This is a genomic window from Pseudomonas sp. P20 (genome assembly GCF_016463925.1).
Classification (GTDB): Bacteria; Pseudomonadota; Gammaproteobacteria; order Pseudomonadales; family Pseudomonadaceae; genus Pseudomonas; species Pseudomonas aeruginosa.
The window spans coordinates 206,758-224,739 of sequence record NZ_JAEMVM010000003.1 but is presented as its reverse complement, the minus strand read 5'-3'; the positions used below and the strand labels follow the sequence as shown (position 1 = coordinate 224,739).

The following is a 17,982-nucleotide window of genomic DNA, read 5'->3' as shown; positions in this document are numbered from 1 at the left end:
GACGGCGGCTGACGGGAATGCCGGAACGGTGCCGCAAGCCGGCGCGCGCGTCAATCGCGCCGCCGGTGGCGTAGGACGCTTACTTGCAGGTGGGCTTGTCGGCGACGAAGCGCTCGGAGGGATCGACCGCGACGTGGAATTTGCGCAAGCCCTTGGTGCCCATCAGGAACGGATAGTTGAAGGCGCTGCGGTCGGTGAGGTTGACCTCGATGGTCTTCATCGCTCCGCCCAGGCAGACCTGCAGGTCGATCACCGGGCGTTCGCTCAGGCGGTCCTCATCCTCGTCCTCGCCGTTGCGGTTGTCGGCGCGGTTCTTGATCTTGCCGATGCGCGCCAGCTTGTGCTCGAACACCGAGCCATCGGCCTCCTTGGTGGCCAGGCGGAAGCGCACCCACTCCTCGCCGTCGCGCTGGAACAACTCGATGTCCTTGGCCGACAGCGAGGAGGTGTAGGCGCCGGTGTCCATCTTCGCCTGCAGGGTGCGGTCCAGCTCCGGCAGGGAGACCCATTCGTAGCGGCCGTAGAGGTTGGGCTCGGCGGCGAGGACCGGCAGGGCGAACAGCGAGAGCAAGGCAAGGGCACGCTTCACGCGGGCATCTCCTGAAGTGATACGAGGTCCACATAGGACTAGCACGGCGCGGTTTCGTTCGCCACGCCGGCGGCTTGGGCGGCGCGGCGCGGATGCGTATGATGGGCCGCGTCGACCCACACCCAGGACAGGGAAACCAACCATGCGGGAACTGTTGACCGGCCTGACCAGCAGCCTTCTGCTGCTTCTCAACACGCTGATCCTGATCGGCCCGATGATGCTGATCGCACTGCTCAAGCTGGTGCTCCCCGGCCAGCGCCTGAAGGACCTCTGTTCCAGGGGCGTGATGTGGATCGCCGAGACCTGGGCGGAGATCGACAAGTGGATCTTCGCCACTTGCACGCCGACGGTCTGGGACGTGCGCGGCGCCGGCGACCTGCGCCAGGACACCTCGTACCTGGTGGTGAGCAACCACCAGTCCTGGGTCGACATCCCCGCGTTGATCCAGGTGTTCAACCGGCGCACCCCGTACTTCAAGTTCTTCCTCAAGAAGGAGCTGATCTGGGTGCCCTTCCTCGGCCTGGCCTGGTGGGCGCTGGAGTATCCGTTCATGAAGCGCTATTCCAAGGCCTTCCTGGAGAAGCACCCGGAACTCAAGGGCAAGGACCTGGAGATCACCAAGGCCGCCTGCGAGAAGTTCAAGCGCATCCCGGTGACCGTGGTGAACTACCTGGAAGGCACGCGTTTCAGCGAGCAGAAGAAGGCCCGGCAACAGTCGCCCTATCGCCACCTGCTCAAGCCCAAGGCCGGCGGGGTGGCCTTCGTCCTCGCCGCGCTGGGCGAGCAACTGGACGCCCTGCTCGACGTCACCGTGGTCTACCCGAGCGACAAGGTGCCGGGATTCTGGGACCTGCTCTGCGGCCGAGTGCCGAAGGTGATCGTCGACATCCAGACCCGGCCGATCGATCCCGCCCTGTGGCAGGGCGACTACGAGAACGACCCGGTGTTCCGCCAGTACGTGCAGGAATGGGTCTCGCGCATGTGGGAAGAAAAGGACGAACGCATCGCCCGCTTGCGGCAACTGCGCTGAAGTACCGGCCGAAGCACACCCATCTCGTAGGGCGGATAACGCCGGGGGCGTTATTCGCCCTACCGGTGCAGGCAACGAATATCCGGGCGCCGCACCCACTTCGTAGGGCGAATAACCGCAGCGCGGTTATCCGCCGATCCGCTGGCGGCAGATCAGAGCAGCGACGAGCCGCCCGCCTTGCTCACTCCCCAGAGATTGCTCAGGCTGCCCAGCAGCTCGCTGTTGGCGCCCTGCTTGCCGAAGTAGTCGACCAGCACCTGGGCGAACTTCTCGGTCATCCCGCTATCCATGCCCAGGGTGCCGAAGGCCTTGTTCACGTCGCCCATGCTGTCCGCATTGCCGAGCAGCGAACCGAGGCCCTTGCTGTCGCCGCCGCTCTTGCCGAGCACGTTGCCGAGCCCGCCGAGACCGGCCAGGGCGTTGTTGCCGGCCAGCTTGTCGAGGCCGGGGATGGTCTTAACCAGTTGTGAATAATCGTTGCCGGCCAACTGGTTCTTGGCCAGGCCGAGCAGGGCGCCGGTACCGCCGACCGCCTGCTCCTGGCTGACCCCGAGCTGGCCGGTGAGTGCGCCGAGCAGACCGCTGGTCTGCGGGGTGGTGGCTACCTGGGCAGAGTCGCCCTGGGATGCCCCGGCGACCGCCTTGGCGGCATCCCCGAGATTGAAGGCGAACGCGGAGGCGGCGCTGAGCAGCAGGGCCGCGGCCAGGGTAGCGTGGGTGGTGACGCGCATCGGCAATTCCTCATGAGATATCGAACGCCCCGGCCGCATTCGCAGGCCGGGGTGAGATTTCGACCGGCCGGCCGGTGCCTTGTTCCCCAACCTTGGTCGGGTCACTTGGCCTTCGGCTTGTCGGCCTTGCCCTTGGCGGCGGCGCCTTTCTTCGCCGCCGGCTTCCTCGCCGCCGTCGCGCGGCCCTTGGGCGTCTCGCCGGCGCCGGACTTCTTGCGTGCCGCCGGCTTCGGCGCGGTGCCCTTGCGGTAGCCGACGCCGTCCTTGGCATCGTAGAAGAAGGTGACCGTCTCGCCCTCTTTCACCTCGCCCTTGAGCATCGCCGTGGCCAGGCGCGTCTCCAGTTGCTGGCGGATCTGCCGCTTCAGCTCGCGGGCGCCGAACTCCGGCTGGTAGGCCTCTTCGGCGAGGTGGCCGACCAGGCTGTCGTCGATGTGCAGGTAGATGTCCTGAGCGTGCGCGGCGCGCTTCACCCGCTCCAGTTGCAGGCGCACGATGTCCTCGATCTGCGCCTTGCTCAGCGACTCGAAGACGATCACCTCGTCGAGGCGGTTGAGGAATTCCGGGCGGAAATGTCCGCGCAGGGTAGTCATCAGTTCGCGCTTGAGCTTCTCCGGCGGCTGGGCGAACTCGCCGGCCTGGGCGTTCTTCATGATCAGCTCGGAGCCGAGGTTGCTGGTGGCGATGATGATGGTATTGGTGAAGTCCACCACGCGCCCCTTGCCGTCGGTCAGGCGGCCGTCGTCGAACACCTGCAGGAGGATGTTGTTGACGTCGGCGTGGGCCTTCTCGATCTCGTCGAGCAGGATCACGCTGTACGGCCGCCGGCGCACCCGCTCGGTGAGCTGGCCGCCCTCGTCGTAGCCGACGTAGCCCGGCGGCGCACCGATCAGCCGGGACACCGCGTGGCGCTCCATGTATTCGCTCATGTCGATGCGGATCATCGCGTCTTCGTCGCCGAACACCACCTCGGCCAGGGCCTTGGCCAGCTCGGTCTTGCCCACCCCGGTCGGGCCGAGGAACAGGAAGGTGGCGATCGGCCGGCTGCCCTGGCGCAGCCCGGCGCGGGCCAGGCGCACGGCGTCGCTGACCGCGGTGATCGCTTCCTGCTGGCCGATCACCCGCTGGTGCAGGCGCTCTTCCATCTGCAGGAGCTTCTCGCGCTCCTCGGCGGTCAGTTCGGTGACCGGGATGCCGGTGAGCCTGGAGATGATCTCGGCGATGTCCTCGACCCGCACCTCCTCGGTCTTCGACCCCTGGGTCTGCTGCCAGCGCTCGGTGATCTGCTCGAGGTGTTCCTTGCGTTCCTGGATGCGTTTCTCGAAGACCTTCGCCTCGTCGTACCACTTGCGGCTGGCGGCGTAGTCCTGCTCGCGCTTGAGCTGCGCCAGCTCGGCCTCCAGTTCCTGGATCTCGGCCGGCCGCGAGGTGCTGGCGATGCGCACGCGGGCGGCGGCCTGGTCGATCAGGTCGATGGCCTTGTCCGGCAGGAAGCGGTTGCCGATGTAGCGGTCGGACAGCTCGGCGGCGGCGACGAAGGCCTCGTCGCGGATGGTCACCTTGTGGTGGCCTTCGAGCTTGTCGCGCAGGCCACGGAGGATGGAGATGGTCTGCTCCACCGTCGGCTCGGGGATGAACACCGGCTGGAAGCGCCGCTCCAGCGCGGCGTCCTTCTCGATGTACTTCTGGTACTCGTTGAGGGTGGTGGCGCCGATCAGGTTCATCTCGCCGCGCGCCATCGCCGGCTTCAGCACGTTGGCCACGTCCAGCCCGCCTTCGCCGCCGCCCTGGCCGGCACCGACGATGGTGTGCACCTCGTCGATGAACAGGATGATCTCGCTCTGCGCCGCCTGCAGTTCGTCCATCACCTGCTTGAGGCGTTCCTCGAACTCGCCGCGGTACTTGGCGCCGGCGACCATGGCGTTGATGTTCAGTTCGACCAGGCGCTTGTCGCGCAGCACCTCCGGCACCTCGCCCTGGACCATGCGCTGGGCCAGGCCTTCGACGATGGCGGTCTTGCCGACGCCGGGCTCGCCGATCAGCACCGGGTTGTTCTTCTTGCGCCGGGCGAGCACCTCGATGGTGGTCTCGACTTCCTTCGAGCGGCCGATCACCGGATCGAGCTTGCCTTCGCGGGCCAGCCGGGTCAGGTCGCGGCTGAACTTGTCCAGTTGCGGAGTGTTGCTCGGGCCGTCCACGCGGCCATCCTCGGCGCCCTTGCCGACCACCTTGACCGCTTTCTGCCGTAGCGCCTGCTCGGTCAGGCCGTACTTCTTCAGGAGCGTCCCGGCGAAGCTGTCCGGCACCGCCGCCAGGCCGAGCAACAGGTGCTCGGGGCCGACATAGCTGTGGCCGAGTTCGCGGGACAGGGCGAAGGCATGCTGCAAGGCGCTCTTCACCCGTGGGGAGATGGTCATGTCCTCGCTCGCCTCGCCCTTGCTGGCGCCGCGCACGGCGTTGGCCTCGATGTACTGCTTGAGGTCGGCCGGCGACAGGCCGAACTGCTTGAGCACCGCCTGCACCACGTCGGCGTCGGCCAGGGCGTAGAGCAGGTGCTCGGTGTCCACTTCGCGCTTGCCGAATTCGGCGGCGACCTGCGCGGCGCGTTGCAGGTACTCGGTGGTCTGCTTGCTGAAGTACTCGGCGATGTCCACCGCCTCCGGCTCGCGGGCGCGCACCGGGGTGACCGGGCTCTGCTCGCCGAAGCCGGAGAAGATCTCGTCGAACGGGCTGCCGCCGCCGAACAGCGACTCCAGCGGCGAGCGCATACGCTGCTGGCGCATCAACTGGCGGTAATGCAGTTCGCAGAGGGCGAGTTCGCGGCGCTGGCCGTTCTGTACCAGGCTGACGCGGGCGACGGCGGGACGTTCGTGGCAGATAGCGCAAAGTTCCTGGGCCATGGGAGGACTCCTGTTTCCACGGAAGGTGGGCTTCGGCGACGGCAGCGGCGACCGGGGTCGCCGAGCGCTGCGTGGAGAACATCGCGACAAGGCGGTGAAGCACGCGCCGTCGAGCATGCAACGCGGGACATGTCCGTGCGATGACGAAGCGCCGACGTCGCATCCGCAGCCACTGACGGGGTGACTCTTGAGTACTAGCACAGCAGCCGGCGAGCGCCAGCGCTTCGGCTTGACCCAGGACAATGAAAGGCGACCTCTCTGGCCGCGACTTCCGCCGCAATGCCCGCTGTTCGCCCCGATCCGGTCGTCGGCCGTCCCATCGCGGCGAGAACTTCTCTATGCTTGGGCCCTGTCCGCCCGAGGGAGCCCGTCCATGAGCGAGCCGTTCCAGCTCACCCCCCGCATCGCCCGCCAACTGCCCTGGCTGGTCGCCGTCGCCTTCTTCATGCAAGCCCTCGACGGCACCATCCTCAACACCGCACTACCGAGCATGGCCAGTTCGCTGAACGAAAACCCGCTGCGCATGCAGGCGGTGGTGATCGCCTACCTGCTCACGGTGGCCCTGCTGATACCGGCCTCGGGGTGGATCGCCGACCGTTTCGGCACACGCCGGGTATTCCTCGGCGCGGTACTGCTGTTCAGCCTCGGCTCGTTGCTTTGCGCGCTGTCGCCGAGCCTCGAACTGCTGGTCGGCGCGCGCATCGTACAGGGCGTCGGCGGCGCGCTGATGATGCCGGTGGGACGGCTGGTGATCCTGCGCGTCTACCCGCGCCAGGACCTGGTGCGGGTGCTCAGCTTCGTCACCATTCCCGGCCTGCTCGGCCCGCTGGCGGGACCGACGCTGGGCGGCTGGCTGGTGGAGTACGCCTCCTGGCACTGGATCTTCCTGATCAACCTGCCGGTCGGCCTGCTCGGCTGCCTGGTGGCGATGAAGCTGATGCCGGACCTGCGCAGCCCGGTGCCGAGCCGTTTCGACAGCATCGGCTTCCTGCTCTTCGGCGGCTCCATGGTGCTGATCTCCATCGCCCTGGAAGGACTCGGCGAGCTGCACCTGTCGCACCTGCGCGTGGTCCTGCTGCTGATCGGCGGACTGGTCCTGCTCACCGCCTACTGGCTGCGCGCGCTACGCATCGACAAGCCGCTGTTCCCACCGAACCTGTTCAAGGCGCGGACCTTCGCCGTCGGCATCCTCGGCAACCTGTTCGCCCGCCTGGGCAGCGGCGCCCTGCCCTTCCTCACCCCGCTGTTGCTGCAGGTGGGACTGGGCTACCCGCCCTCCACCGCGGGCATGACCATGATCCCGCTGGCGCTGTTCGCGATGGTCGCCAAGCCGATGGCCAAGCCACTGCTGGACTTCTTCGGCTATCGCAAGCTGCTGGTCGGCAACACCCTGATCCTCGGCTGCCTGATCGCCGGCTTCGGCCTGGTCGACCAGGACACCCCCTACGTCTGGCTGCTGCTGCACCTGAGCCTGCTCGGCGCGGTGAACTCCCTGCAATTCACGGCGATGAACACCCTCACCCTGATCGACCTGCAGGACAGCAACGCCAGCAGCGGCAACAGCCTGATGTCGGTGGTCGTGCAGTTGTCGATCAGCCTCGGCGTGGCTTGCGCGGCGGCGTTGCTGGGCGGTTTCCAGACCGACCTGGATACGGGGCAGGACACCGTACTCGGCGCCTTCCACGCCACCTATGTCAGCGTCGGCCTGATGTCGATGCTGGCCGCGGCGATCTTCTTCCAGCTCGGCAGCGAGGACGGTCGCACCAGCCCGCGCCGGGTCGATCCGGAAAAGGACCCGGACCTCTAGGATGGCCTGGATCGCTACGCTCAAGCGCTGGGCTCGCGAGCTGAAGACCGAGGTCATCGCCCTCTGGCTGTGCAGCCGCCATCAGCACATGCCCTGGCTGGCCCGACTGGTGGCTCTGCTGGTGGTGGCCTATGCGCTGAGTCCGATCGACCTGATCCCGGACTTCATACCGCTGCTCGGCTACCTCGACGACCTGTTGCTGGTGCCGCTGGGGATCTGGCTGGCGATCCGCCTCACCCCACCCACGCTGCTCGCCGAGTGCCGCGCGCGGGCTCGCGAGGTCGAGACGCACCCGCGCAACCTGTGGATGGCTGCGCTGATCGTGCTGTTCTGGGTGGCGCTGGGCGCTGGACTGCTGCGCTGGTTCTTCTACTGAGCGGCGAGCGCGCTGCAGGTAGGTTTGCGGGTAAAGGTTCGGGACACGTCGACCGCGCCGAGGTGTTCGAGCGTGCGGCGACCGAGCAGCACCGGATAGTTCATGTTGCCGCGGTCGCGCAGGGAGAACTGCTCGCGCAGCAGCTTGGCGCCCAGGCAGATGTCCATCGCCACCACCAGACGGCTGTCGCTGCCGCCGGCGCCGCGTACCTTGATCAGCCGCAGCACCTTGCGCTCGAAGGTCACGCTGACCGGCGCCTTGCTGTCGGCGGTGGGCAGCACGACATCGAAGCGCACCCAGCGCTCGCCGTCCTTCCTGTAGCGATGGATATTCCTCGCGTCCAGCGACGAGGTCAGCGCGCCGGTATCCAGCTTGGCCTTGGCCTGCATGCGCTCGGGCATCAGCCAGGACTGCTCGATCCAGCCCCAGTGCTCGGTGGCGGCATGGCAGGACGCGGAAGAGAACGACAGCGACAACAGCGCGGCGAAGGCCAGACGACGGGATTGCACAGGCTTCATCGAAACGACTCCGAACGGGACCGGGCCACTCTGGGCGGGAACTCGTCAAGACAGGGTGAACGGCAGGCGAAGACAGTGTGACGGTTTTCTCCGGGCAATAAAAAACCCGGATGCTTCCATCCGGGTTCTTCGGGCTGGGGCCCAGGGATCTTAGTTGATCACCTGAACGCGCTCGGCCTGCATGCCTTTCTGGCCTTGTACGACTTCGAAGCTGACCTTCTGGCCTTCGGCCAGAGTCTTGAAGCCGTTACCTTCGATGGCACGGAAGTGAACGAAAACGTCCGGGCCGCTTTCCGGGGTAATGAAGCCGTAGCCTTTGGTTTCGTTGAACCACTTAACGGTGCCGTTCTGACGGGACATTGCAAGTTCTCCTTGGAACTATGGGTATTGATTTAGCCACGAAATCGTAGCCGGTAACTGAGTTGCAAGGAGTTACAAGGAGTCGAGCAGGACGGGCTGGAATTTCCGACCGCATCAGGTCACGATCGACGGCGACCCATGCAAACACAGTGTCAGCACTCTACGACAAAAAACTGAGGAAAGCGAACCTGTATAAAAATACAGAAACGCGCTTTTTTCGTTTTTCGGACGAACGGTACTGGCCAAAGATACATTGCCTGTCGCTGCTGCTCCGGCGGCGATCGCACGCGGCAAGCCGCCGCAGGCTGCTAGACTAGCCGCTCGTATCGCCTGCCGAGCCCTGCCCCGTGACCTCCACCGCTTTCTCCTCGCTGCCGCTTTCCGCGGACCTCCTGGCCAATCTCGACTCCCTCGGTTACCGGGAGATGACGCCGATCCAGGCGCAGAGCCTGCCGCTGATCCTCCAGGGCCACGACCTGATCGCCCAGGCCAAGACCGGCAGCGGCAAGACCGCGGCCTTCGGCCTCGCCCTGCTCAGCCCGCTGAACCCGCGCTACTTCGGCTGCCAGGCGCTGGTGCTGTGCCCGACCCGCGAACTGGCCGACCAGGTCGCCAAGGAGATCCGCCGGCTGGCCCGCGCCGCCGACAACATCAAGGTCCTGACCCTCTGCGGCGGCGTCCCCTACGGCCCGCAGGTGGCTTCGCTGGAGCACGGCGCGCACGTGGTGGTCGGCACCCCGGGGCGCATCCAGGAGCACCTGCGCAAAGGCACCCTGGTCCTCGACGGGCTCAATACCCTAGTCCTCGACGAAGCCGACCGGATGCTCGACATGGGCTTCTACGACAGCATCGCCGAGATCATCGGCCAGCTCCCCGAGCGCCGGCAGACCCTGCTGTTCTCCGCCACCTACCCGGACGGCATCGAGAAGCTGGCGAAGACCTTCATGCGCGATCCGCGACAGGTGAAGGTCGAGTCGCTGCACGCCGACAGCCAGATCGAGCAGCGCTTCTTCGAGATCGATCCGAAGCAGCGCATGGACGCCGTGGTACGCCTGCTCCAGCATTTCCGGCCGCAGTCCTGCGTGGCCTTCTGCCAGACCCGCCAGCAGTGCCAGGAGCTGGCCGACGCACTGAAGGCGCAGCGGATTTCCGCCCTGGCCCTGCACGGCGACCTGGAGCAGCGCGAGCGCGACCAGGTCCTGACGGTGTTCGCCAACCGCAGTTGCAACGTACTGGTGGCCACCGACGTGGCCGCCCGCGGGCTGGACATCGCCGCCCTGGAAACGGTGATCAACGTCGAGCTGGCGCGCGACCCGGAGGTCCACATCCATCGCATCGGACGCAGCGGTCGCGCCGGCGAGAAAGGCCTGGCCCTGTCGCTGGTGGCACCGGCCGAGGCCAGCCGTGCGCAGGCCATCGAGGACCTGCAGAAGCAGCCGCTGGCCTGGTACGCCCTCGGCCAGTTGAAGGCCAGCCCGGAGCCATTGCTGCCGCCGATGAGCACCCTGTGCATCGCCGGCGGACGCAAGGACAAGGTGCGCCCCGGCGACCTGCTCGGTGCCCTCACCGGCGACGCCGGGCTGCCCGGCAGCGCGGTGGGCAAGATCGCCATCTTCGACTTCCAGGCCTTCGTCGCCATCGAGCGCGGCCTCGCCCACCAGGCCCTCAAGCGCCTGAGCGAAGGCAAGATCAAGGGGCGCTCGTTCAAGGTCCGCCTGCTGTAGCGCGCCGCCGCTTCGCTCGCCGGGCCCGCTCCGGCGAGCGATATCGCCGCCGGGTAACTTCCGGCGCGGCGACGACGTCTTAGCGTTCGCAGGCACGAAGCCTGCATCCGCCAGATGCCCGGCTCGACCGAGTTGCCCACGGCAGCGTTTCCTGCGACTGCGGCGGGCAGCGGACTTCCAGTCGCGCGAAATCGGCCGATTGAATTAGCCGGACAGGCCACATAGGCTGAACCACGGACCATCGGATAGCACTCCGCCCCCATGCCGCCCTCTTCGCTGACACACACGCTCCGCCGCCTCTGGGCCCTCGACAAGTTCGCCTACAGCCTGCGGGTGTTCATCGCCCTGGCCGGCGCCCTGCTGCTGTGCTGGTGGCAGGACCGCATCGAGCTGCTGATCCCGCTGTTCCTCGGGATCATCGCCAGCGCCCTGGCGGAGACCGACGACAACTGGCTCGGCCGCCTGCAAGCGCTGCTGGTGACCCTGCTGTGCTTCAGCGTCGCCGCCTTCGCCGTCGAGTTGCTGTTCCCCTATCCCTGGCTGTTCGTTTCCGGGATGGCGCTGTCGGCGTTCGGCATGATCCTCCTCGGCGCCCTGGGCGAGCGCTATGCGGCGATCGCCTCGGCGACCCTGATCCTCTCGATCTACACCATGATCGGCGTGGACCAGCGCGGCGGTGAGGTCGCCGATGTCTGGCACGAACCGCTGCTGCTGGTGGCCGGGGCGGCCTGGTACGGGCTGCTCTCAGTGCTGTGGAACGCGCTGTTCTCCAACCAGCCGGTGCAGCAGAGTCTTTCCCGCCTGTATTTCGAGCTGGGCGAATACCTGAGGATCAAGTCGAGCCTGTTCGAACCGTTGCGCCAGCTCGACGTGGAGGGCCAGCGCCTCGCCCTGGCACGGCAGAACGGCAAGGTGGTGGTGGCGCTGAACCAGGCCAAGGAGACCATTCTCAACCGCCTCGGCCATGGTCGGCCGGGCCCCAAGGTGAGCCGCTACCTGAAGCTCTATTTCATCGCCCAGGACGTCCACGAGCGCGCCAGTTCCTCGCACTACCCGTACAACCGGCTGGCCGAGGCGTTCTTCCACAGCGACGTGCTGTTCCGCTGCCAGCGCCTGCTCAACCAGCAGGGCAAGGCCTGCCAGGCCCTGGCGCGGGCTATCCGCCTGCGCCAGCCGTTCGACTACGCCGACCGCGAGCTGGCCCTGGAAGACCTCCAGGCCTCGCTCGAACACCTGCGCCAGCAGAGCAACCCGGCCTGGAAGGGCCTGCTGCGCTCGCTCGGCGCCCTGGCCGCCAACCTCACCACGCTGGACCGCAAGCTGGCCGGGGCGAGCAACCCGGACGCCATCGCCGACGAACAGGACAGCGCCCTGCTCGACCGCTCGCCGCGCAGCCTGAAGGACGCCTTCGAGCGCCTGCGCCAGCAGCTTACCCCGACCTCGCTGCTGTTCCGCCACGGCCTGCGCATGGCCCTGGCGCTGACCGCCGGCTACGGCGTGCTGCACTGGATCCACCCGACCCAGGGCTACTGGATACTGCTCACCACGGTGTTCGTCTGCCAGCCCAACTATGGCGCGACCCGCCTGCGCCTGGTGCAGCGGATCCTAGGTACGGTGGTCGGCCTGGTGGTCGGCTGGGCGCTGATCGACCTGTTCCCCAGCCCGCTGGTGCAGTCGCTGTTCGCGGTCGCCGCCGGGGTCGCCTTCTTCGCCACCCGCAGCAGTCGCTATACCCTGGCGACGGCGGCGATCACCCTGCTGGTGCTGTTCTGCTTCAACCAGGTCGGCGATGGCTACGGGCTGATCCTGCCCCGCCTGTTCGATACCTTGCTAGGCAGCCTGATCGCCGGCCTCGCGGTGTTCCTGGTGCTGCCCGACTGGCAGGGCCGCCGGCTCAACCGCATGCTCGCCAACACCCTCGCCTGCAACAGCCGCTACCTGCGGCAGATCATGCAGCAGTACGCCACCGGCAAGCGCGACGACCTCGACTACCGCACCGCCCGGCGCAACGCGCACAACGCCGACGCGGCGCTCTCGACCACCCTGTCGAACATGCTCCTGGAGCCCGGCCACTTCAGGAAGGACGCCGAGATCGGCTTCCGCTTCCTGGTCCTCTCGCACACCCTGCTCAGCTATCTATCCGGCCTCGGCGCGCACCGCGAAAGCCTGCCCGAGGACGCCAGCGACGGCCTCCTGGAGCGCGCCGCCGAGCGGCTCTCCGCCAGCCTCGAGGAAATCGCCGCGAGCCTGGAACAGAAACGCCCGGTCGCCATCTACAGCGAAGAGGAGGAAGCGCTGGCCAAGGAACTGGAGCAGATGCCCGAGGACATGGACGACAGCCATCGCCTGGTACAGACCCAACTGGCGCACATCTGTCGCCAGCTCGCCCCGCTGCGCACCCTGGCCGCGCACTTGCTGAAGAAGGAACTGGCCGGCGCGCAGCCGCTGCCAGGCCAGCCCTAGCGCGCGCCGTAGCGCTCCAGCAGGCGCTGGTAGCTGCCGTCGTCGCGCATGCCGCGGATGGCCAGGTCGAAGCCGTCGACGATCTCGTCATGCCGGGGATTCCTCAGGCTCACCAGCAGGTGCAGGCCGTTCTCGCCAAGCGGGGTGGGCAGTACCTCCAGCTTGTCGCGCAAATCGGCCAGCTCGCCCTTGAAGGCGACCCCCAGCGCCAGCTCGTCCTCCACCGCCAGGTCGACCCGCCCCGCCTCGAGCATCCGCGCGGCGTTGGCGAAGCTGGTCACGTTGACCTTCTGCAGACGGCTGTCACGGTCGAATTCGGGCGCGTAGGCATAGTCGCGCACGACCGCGATGCGGTAGGGACGCAGGTCGCTCAGGCGGGAAAACTCGATACCCCGCCCCTTGCGTTGCAGCAGGCGAATGCGGTTGCTCAGGTAGGCGCGGGAAAACTGCCCGTAGAGGCTGCGGGCGGGCTCGTACCAGGCGCTCAGGGCGATGTCGTAGTCGCCGCTGCGCACGCCGTGCAGGGCACGCGACCAGGGTACCTGCTGGAAGCTCGAGTCGAAGCCGGCGCGCTTGAGCGCGGTGGTCACCAGTTCCACCGCCAGGCCGTTGCCAGGCAGGCGCGAATCGACGAAAGGCGGCCAGGAGTCGCCGACCAGGCGCAGGTTGGCGGCAGGCAGCGCGCAAGGGAGGAGCAATGTCAGCAGCAGGAGTGCGCATCGCAGCATGAAGGAGCGTCCCGGGAGTGGATCGCCACAGCATAGCCATCCCGACCCCGGGCACGCATGTCCCCGTGTCGCGGCTCGATGATATTTCCATCACAAACCGCGCGCGTTCACCTCTCCTCATCCTCTTCGGCGGCCTTTTCGTTCCGCGGCGCGGCACCTGCGTACTTGCCGCCGAAGAGTTCGATCGGCATCGGGAAGACGATGGTCGAACTCTTGTCGCCGGCGATCGCGCCGAGGGTCTGCATGTAGCGCAACTGCATGGCGCCACTCTGCCGGCCGAGCATCTGCGCCGCCTGCATGAGTTTCTCCGAGGCTTGCAGCTCGCCCTCGGCATGGATCACCTTGGCCCTGCGCTCACGCTCCGCCTCGGCCTGCCGGGCGATGGCGCGGACCATCGATTCGTTGAGATCGACGTGCTTGATTTCCACATTCGCCACCTTGATGCCCCAGGCGTCGGTCTGCGCATCGAGCACTTGCTGGATATCCAGGTTCAGGCGCTCGCGCTCGGCGAGCATCTCGTCCAGCTCGTGCTTGCCCAGCACCGCGCGCAGGGTGGTCTGGGCCAACTGGCTGGTGGCGGCCAGGTAGTTCTCCACCTGGATGATCGCCTTCTGCGGATCGAGCACGCGGAAGTACACCACCGCGTTGACCTTCACCGAAACGTTGTCGCGGGAAATCACATCCTGCGGCGGCACGTCGAGGACGATGGTGCGCAGGTCGATGCGCACCATCTGCTGGATCGCCGGGATCACCAGCACCAGCCCCGGCCCCTTGACCTTCCAGAACCGCCCGAGCTGGAACACCACGCCGCGCTCGTACTCGCGGAGGATGCGCAGCGCGCTGAACAGCAGCAGCGCGAGGAACACCAGCAACATCGCCAAACCATAGGAAATACCCATCATCCACCTCCTTCATCGGCCAGCGCGACTTCCAGGAGCAGGCCCTTGCGCGCCAGCACCCAGACCGGCTGGCCCACCGCCAGCGGCCGCGCGGCGAGCACCCGCCAGCGCTCGCCCTGGAGCAGCACCCAGCCTGCGCAGGGTTGTTCGGAATCCACCGCCGCCACCGTCGCCAGGCTGCCGACCAATCCGGCGGTGCCACTTACCACCGCTTGCCGGCGAGTACGCAGGGCCATGCCCAGCAGACCGACGATCAGCGCGGCGCTGAGCAACGCCAAGGCCACCACCAGGCCGGGCGGAATGCCGTAGCCGGGCACCTCGGTATCGATCAGGATCAGCGCGCCGACCACGAACGAGACGATTCCGCCGATGCCGAGCACGCCGAAGCTGGCGACGAACGCCTCGCCCACCATGAACGCCAGGCCCAGCGCGATCAGCGCCAGCCCGGCGTAGTTGACCGGCAGCATCTGCAGGGCGTACAGGCCAAGCAGCAGGCAGATGCCGCCGAGCACGCCGGGCAACGCCATGCCGGGATTGGCCAGTTCGAAGATCAGCCCGTAGATGCCGATCATCATCAGGATCAGCGCCACGCTGGGATCGGTGAGCACCGCCAGCAACCGCGCGCGCCAGTCCGGTGCCTGGCGCTCGACCGTGGCGCCGGCGGTAGCCAGGGTAAGCGCGCGCTCGCCGACGCGCAGGCTGCGGCCGTCGAGCTGGCGCAGCAGGTCGGGCAGGTCGCGGGCCTGCAGGTCGATCACCTTCTGCGCCGCCGCCTCGTGCGCCGCCAGGCTGACCGCCTCGCGCACCGCGCGCTCGGCCCATTCGACGTTGCGCCCGCGCAACTGCGCGAGGCCACGGATATAGGCGGCGGCGTCGTTGACCTGCTTGCGCGCCATGGGTTCGGCGTCCCGCGCCGGGGGCTTCTCTGCGGGCTTGTCCGGCGTCCCCAGGCGCACCGGGGTGGCGGCGCCGAGGTTGGTCCCCGGCGCCATCGCTGCGATATGGCAGGCATACAGGATGTAGGTGCCGGCGCTCGCCGCCCGCGCCCCGCTGGGCGCGACGAAACCGGCGACCGGCACCTGGCTGGCGAGGATCGCCTTGACGATGCGCCGCATCGATGCGTCCAGGCCGCCGGGCGTGTCCAGTTCCAGCACCACCAGTTGCGCGCCGTCCTCGGCGGCACGCTCGATGCCGCGCACCAGGTAATCGGCGCTGGCCGGGCCGATCGCACCATCCACCGAGAGCACCCGTACCGGTCCGGAGGCCGCGAGACAGGCCGGGCCGGCGAAGCACAGCAACAGCGCCAGCGCGAGCCGGCACGGCATCCGCATATCGACCTCCCCGACCGCCCGGCCGGGCCACCCCGGGACGAAGGCGCTCGTCCCGCGCACCGGGCCGGCAAGCGACCGGCCCCGCCGCGCACTTCTCAGTCTAGTCCAGTGGCTCTCGCCTTCCCCGCGCGTGTCCGGATCGGCAAATCCCTCAACATGCCAACTTTTTAGCGACGAAATGATGGCACTCGCCACAGGAATTCATTAATCTTCGCGGCCGCAGCGGGCAGGCCGCCTGGCGCCCGACCCCATCCGGCTTCCGGCGGCCTCCCGCGGCCCTTGTCCTTTCTTCGCCAGACGAAGCCGGTATGCGAAAGACATAACTTGTCACAATCGCCTGCCCATCATGTGCCGGTCATCCCCAGCGCGGACCCGCACCATGACCTCCGATGTCCTTCCCGCCGTCGCCGTCGCCAGTGCCGCCGGCAACGCGCACAAGCCCCATCTCGAGCAGCGCCCCGGCCGCCTCACCGCCTTCGTATTCTTCGCCGTGCTCGCCACCGGACTGCTGTTCAGCGCCTACAGCCTGATGCAGGACGTCGATGACGTCGGTTCCGCGATCACCACCTGGACGCCCTTCCTGCTGCTCGGCGTGGCCCTGCTGATCGCCCTCGGCTTCGAGTTCGTCAACGGCTTCCACGACACTGCCAACGCGGTGGCCACGGTGATCTACACCCACTCGCTGCCGCCGCACTTCGCGGTGGTCTGGTCGGGTTGCTTCAACTTTCTCGGCGTATTGCTCTCCAGCGGCGCGGTGGCTTTCGGCATCATCGCCCTGCTGCCGGTGGAACTGATCCTGCAGGTCGGTTCCTCGGCCGGCTTCGCCATGGTCTTCGCCCTGCTGATCGCCGCCATCCTGTGGAACCTCGGGACCTGGTGGCTGGGCCTGCCGGCGTCGTCCTCGCACACCCTGATCGGCTCGATCATCGGCGTCGGCGTGGCCAACGCGCTGATGCACGGGCGCGACGGCACCAGCGGGGTGGACTGGGGCCAGGCGACCAAGGTCGGCTATTCCCTGCTGCTCTCGCCGCTGATCGGCTTCGCCTGCGCCGCCCTGCTGCTCCTGGCGCTGCGCCTGCTGGTGAAGAACCGCGCGCTGTATAAGGCGCCGAAGGGCAAGGCGCCGCCGCCCTGGTGGATCCGCGGCCTGCTGATCCTGACCTGTACCGGGGTGTCCTTCGCCCACGGCTCCAACGACGGGCAGAAAGGCATGGGCCTGATCATGCTGATCCTGGTCGGCACCCTGCCGATGGCCTACGCCCTGAACCGCACCATGCCGGCGGACCAGGCAGTGCAGTTCGCCGCCGTCGCCGAGGTCACCCGGCAAGCGCTGGTGAAGAGCGCGCCGCAACCGGCGCCGGCCGATCCGCGCCAGGTACTCTCCGACTACGTGCGCAGCAAGCAGGCATCGCCTGAGCTGATCCCGGCGCTGGCCGCCCTGACCGGCTCGATCGGCCAGGAAGTGAAAGGCTATGGCGCGTTCTCGCGGGTACCGGCGCAAGCCATGGGCAACGTGCGCAACGACATGTACCTGACCTCCGAGGCGATCCGCCTGATGGACAAGGACGACGTCGGCCGCTTCGACGCCGACACCCGCGGCAAGTTGCAGGCGTTCAAGCGGAAGATCGACGACGCCACCAAGTTCATCCCGCTATGGGTGAAGATCGCCGTGGCCATCGCCCTCGGCCTGGGCACCATGGTCGGCTGGAAACGCATCGTGGTGACGGTCGGCGAGAAGATCGGCAAGACCCACCTGACCTACGCCCAGGGCGCCTCGGCGGAAACCGTGGCGATGCTGACCATTGGCGCGGCGGACCTGTATGGCTTGCCGGTATCCACCACCCATGTGCTGTCTTCCGGGGTGGCCGGGACCATGGCGGCGAACGGTTCGGGACTACAGTGGAAGACCATCCGCAACCTGCTGATGGCCTGGGTGCTGACGCTGCCGGCGGCGATCCTGCTCTCGGCCTCGCTCTACTGGCTGCTCACCCGGCTGTTCTGAAACACGGCGGCCGGCACGGGTGCCGGCCGCTCGTCGCGCCGATCAGGGCAGGACTTCGTCTTCCTTGAACTGGTCCTTGATGTAGGTGATCTCGGTCTTGCCGTGGGGCGCCGGCAGGCCGTCCGGGCCGAGGTTGACGAAGACCATCTTGTCGATGGTGAGGATGCTCTTGCGGGTGATCTTGTTGCGCACGTGGCAGGTCATGGTCAGCGAGGTACGACCGAAGTCGGTGGCGGTGATGCCCAGCTCGATGATGTCGCCCTGGCGCGCCGAGCTGACGAAGTTGATCTCGGAAATGTACTTGGTGACCACGCGCTGGTTGCCCAGCTGGATGATCGCGTAGATCGCCGCTTCTTCGTCGATCCAGCGCAGCAGGCTGCCGCCGAACAGGGTGCCGTTGGGGTTGAGATCTTCTGGCTTGACCCACTTGCGGGTGTGGAAATTCATGTGAACTCCTGGTGTGGTGCTCCGCGGCCGCCATCCTGGCCGTCGTGGAGGATGCCCGGCGGTATCGCCGCCGCGGC

At 67.3% G+C, this 17,982-nt stretch carries 15 protein-coding genes; 6 read left to right on the top strand and 9 right to left on the bottom strand.

The features are described from left to right. Window positions 1–79: 79 nt before the first annotated feature. Window positions 80–589: a retropepsin-like aspartic peptidase RloA2 gene (gene rloA2 / locus JHD77_RS05195; RefSeq protein ID WP_003084733.1), complete on the bottom strand. Its 510-nt coding sequence runs from the start codon at window positions 587–589 to the stop codon at window positions 80–82. Window positions 590–731: 142 nt separating this feature from the next. Between rloA2 and JHD77_RS05190 the strand changes: the two genes are divergently transcribed. Next, window positions 732–1,619 (top strand): acyltransferase, encoded by an 888-nt coding sequence (locus JHD77_RS05190; protein ID WP_003099939.1) that lies wholly within the window; start codon window positions 732–734, stop codon window positions 1,617–1,619. Window positions 1,620–1,771: 152 nt separating this feature from the next. Here JHD77_RS05190 and JHD77_RS05185 read toward each other — a convergent pair whose 3' ends face one another. Beyond that, window positions 1,772–2,350 (bottom strand): DUF2780 domain-containing protein, encoded by a 579-nt coding sequence (locus JHD77_RS05185; protein ID WP_003084725.1) that lies wholly within the window; start codon window positions 2,348–2,350, stop codon window positions 1,772–1,774. A gap of 101 nt (window positions 2,351–2,451) precedes the next feature. Next, window positions 2,452–5,250, bottom strand: coding sequence for an AAA family protein disaggregase ClpG (gene clpG / locus JHD77_RS05180; protein ID WP_031756996.1), 2,799 nt, complete (start codon window positions 5,248–5,250; stop codon window positions 2,452–2,454). A gap of 373 nt (window positions 5,251–5,623) precedes the next feature. Here clpG and mdtD point away from each other — a divergent pair, with 373 nt between their 5' ends. After that, the gene (gene mdtD / locus JHD77_RS05175) at window positions 5,624–7,057 is read left to right on the top strand and encodes a multidrug transporter subunit MdtD (protein ID WP_003142686.1); all 1,434 of its coding nucleotides are present in this window, start codon (window positions 5,624–5,626) and stop codon (window positions 7,055–7,057) included. Window position 7,058: 1 nt separating this feature from the next. Beyond that, window positions 7,059–7,433, top strand: coding sequence for a YkvA family protein (locus tag JHD77_RS05170; protein ID WP_023086810.1), 375 nt, complete (start codon window positions 7,059–7,061; stop codon window positions 7,431–7,433). On the opposite strand, the gene rloA3 is transcribed toward JHD77_RS05170, so the two are convergent. Both rloA3 and JHD77_RS05160 read right to left on the bottom strand, forming a co-directional pair. Then, entirely contained in the window at window positions 7,427–7,951 is a 525-nt protein-coding gene (rloA3, locus tag JHD77_RS05165; RefSeq protein ID WP_031756998.1) for a retropepsin-like aspartic peptidase RloA3, read from the bottom strand. The two genes, JHD77_RS05170 and rloA3, sit on opposite strands and share 7 nt — an antisense overlap. Before the next feature lie 150 nt (window positions 7,952–8,101). Further along, the gene (locus tag JHD77_RS05160) at window positions 8,102–8,311 is read right to left on the bottom strand and encodes a cold-shock protein (RefSeq protein WP_003084710.1); all 210 of its coding nucleotides are present in this window, start codon (window positions 8,309–8,311) and stop codon (window positions 8,102–8,104) included. A 347-nt stretch (window positions 8,312–8,658) separates the two neighbouring features. On the opposite strand from JHD77_RS05160, the gene dbpA reads away from it, so the two are divergent. Both dbpA and yccS read left to right on the top strand, forming a co-directional pair. After that, window positions 8,659–10,035, top strand: coding sequence for an ATP-dependent RNA helicase DbpA (gene dbpA, locus JHD77_RS05155; RefSeq protein ID WP_003084703.1), 1,377 nt, complete (start codon window positions 8,659–8,661; stop codon window positions 10,033–10,035). A gap of 261 nt (window positions 10,036–10,296) precedes the next feature. After that, the gene (gene yccS / locus JHD77_RS05150) at window positions 10,297–12,498 is read left to right on the top strand and encodes a YccS family putative transporter (RefSeq protein WP_003084700.1); all 2,202 of its coding nucleotides are present in this window, start codon (window positions 10,297–10,299) and stop codon (window positions 12,496–12,498) included. Here yccS and JHD77_RS05145 read toward each other — a convergent pair. From JHD77_RS05145 to JHD77_RS05135, 3 genes are all read right to left on the bottom strand, one after another. Continuing rightward, complete coding sequence (locus JHD77_RS05145) at window positions 12,495–13,226, bottom strand: substrate-binding periplasmic protein (RefSeq protein ID WP_009315073.1); 732 nt, start codon at window positions 13,224–13,226, stop codon at window positions 12,495–12,497. The genes yccS and JHD77_RS05145 overlap by 4 nt on opposite strands. 107 nt (window positions 13,227–13,333) lie before the next feature. After that, entirely contained in the window at window positions 13,334–14,128 is a 795-nt protein-coding gene (locus JHD77_RS05140; protein ID WP_019371385.1) for a slipin family protein, read from the bottom strand. Beyond that, on the bottom strand, window positions 14,125–15,456 hold the full coding sequence (locus JHD77_RS05135; protein WP_003099925.1) for an NfeD family protein: 1,332 nt from the start codon (window positions 15,454–15,456) through the stop codon (window positions 14,125–14,127). The genes JHD77_RS05140 and JHD77_RS05135 overlap by 4 nt, the downstream gene beginning before the upstream one ends. A 379-nt stretch (window positions 15,457–15,835) precedes the next feature. Between JHD77_RS05135 and JHD77_RS05130 the strand changes: the two genes are divergently transcribed. Continuing rightward, window positions 15,836–17,458, top strand: coding sequence for an inorganic phosphate transporter (locus JHD77_RS05130; RefSeq protein WP_023081626.1), 1,623 nt, complete (start codon window positions 15,836–15,838; stop codon window positions 17,456–17,458). 42 nt (window positions 17,459–17,500) lie between these two features. On the opposite strand, the gene JHD77_RS05125 is transcribed toward JHD77_RS05130, so the two are convergent. Next, on the bottom strand, window positions 17,501–17,905 hold the full coding sequence (locus tag JHD77_RS05125) for an acyl-CoA thioesterase (RefSeq protein ID WP_003084686.1): 405 nt from the start codon (window positions 17,903–17,905) through the stop codon (window positions 17,501–17,503). Window positions 17,906–17,982 lie beyond the last annotated feature (77 nt).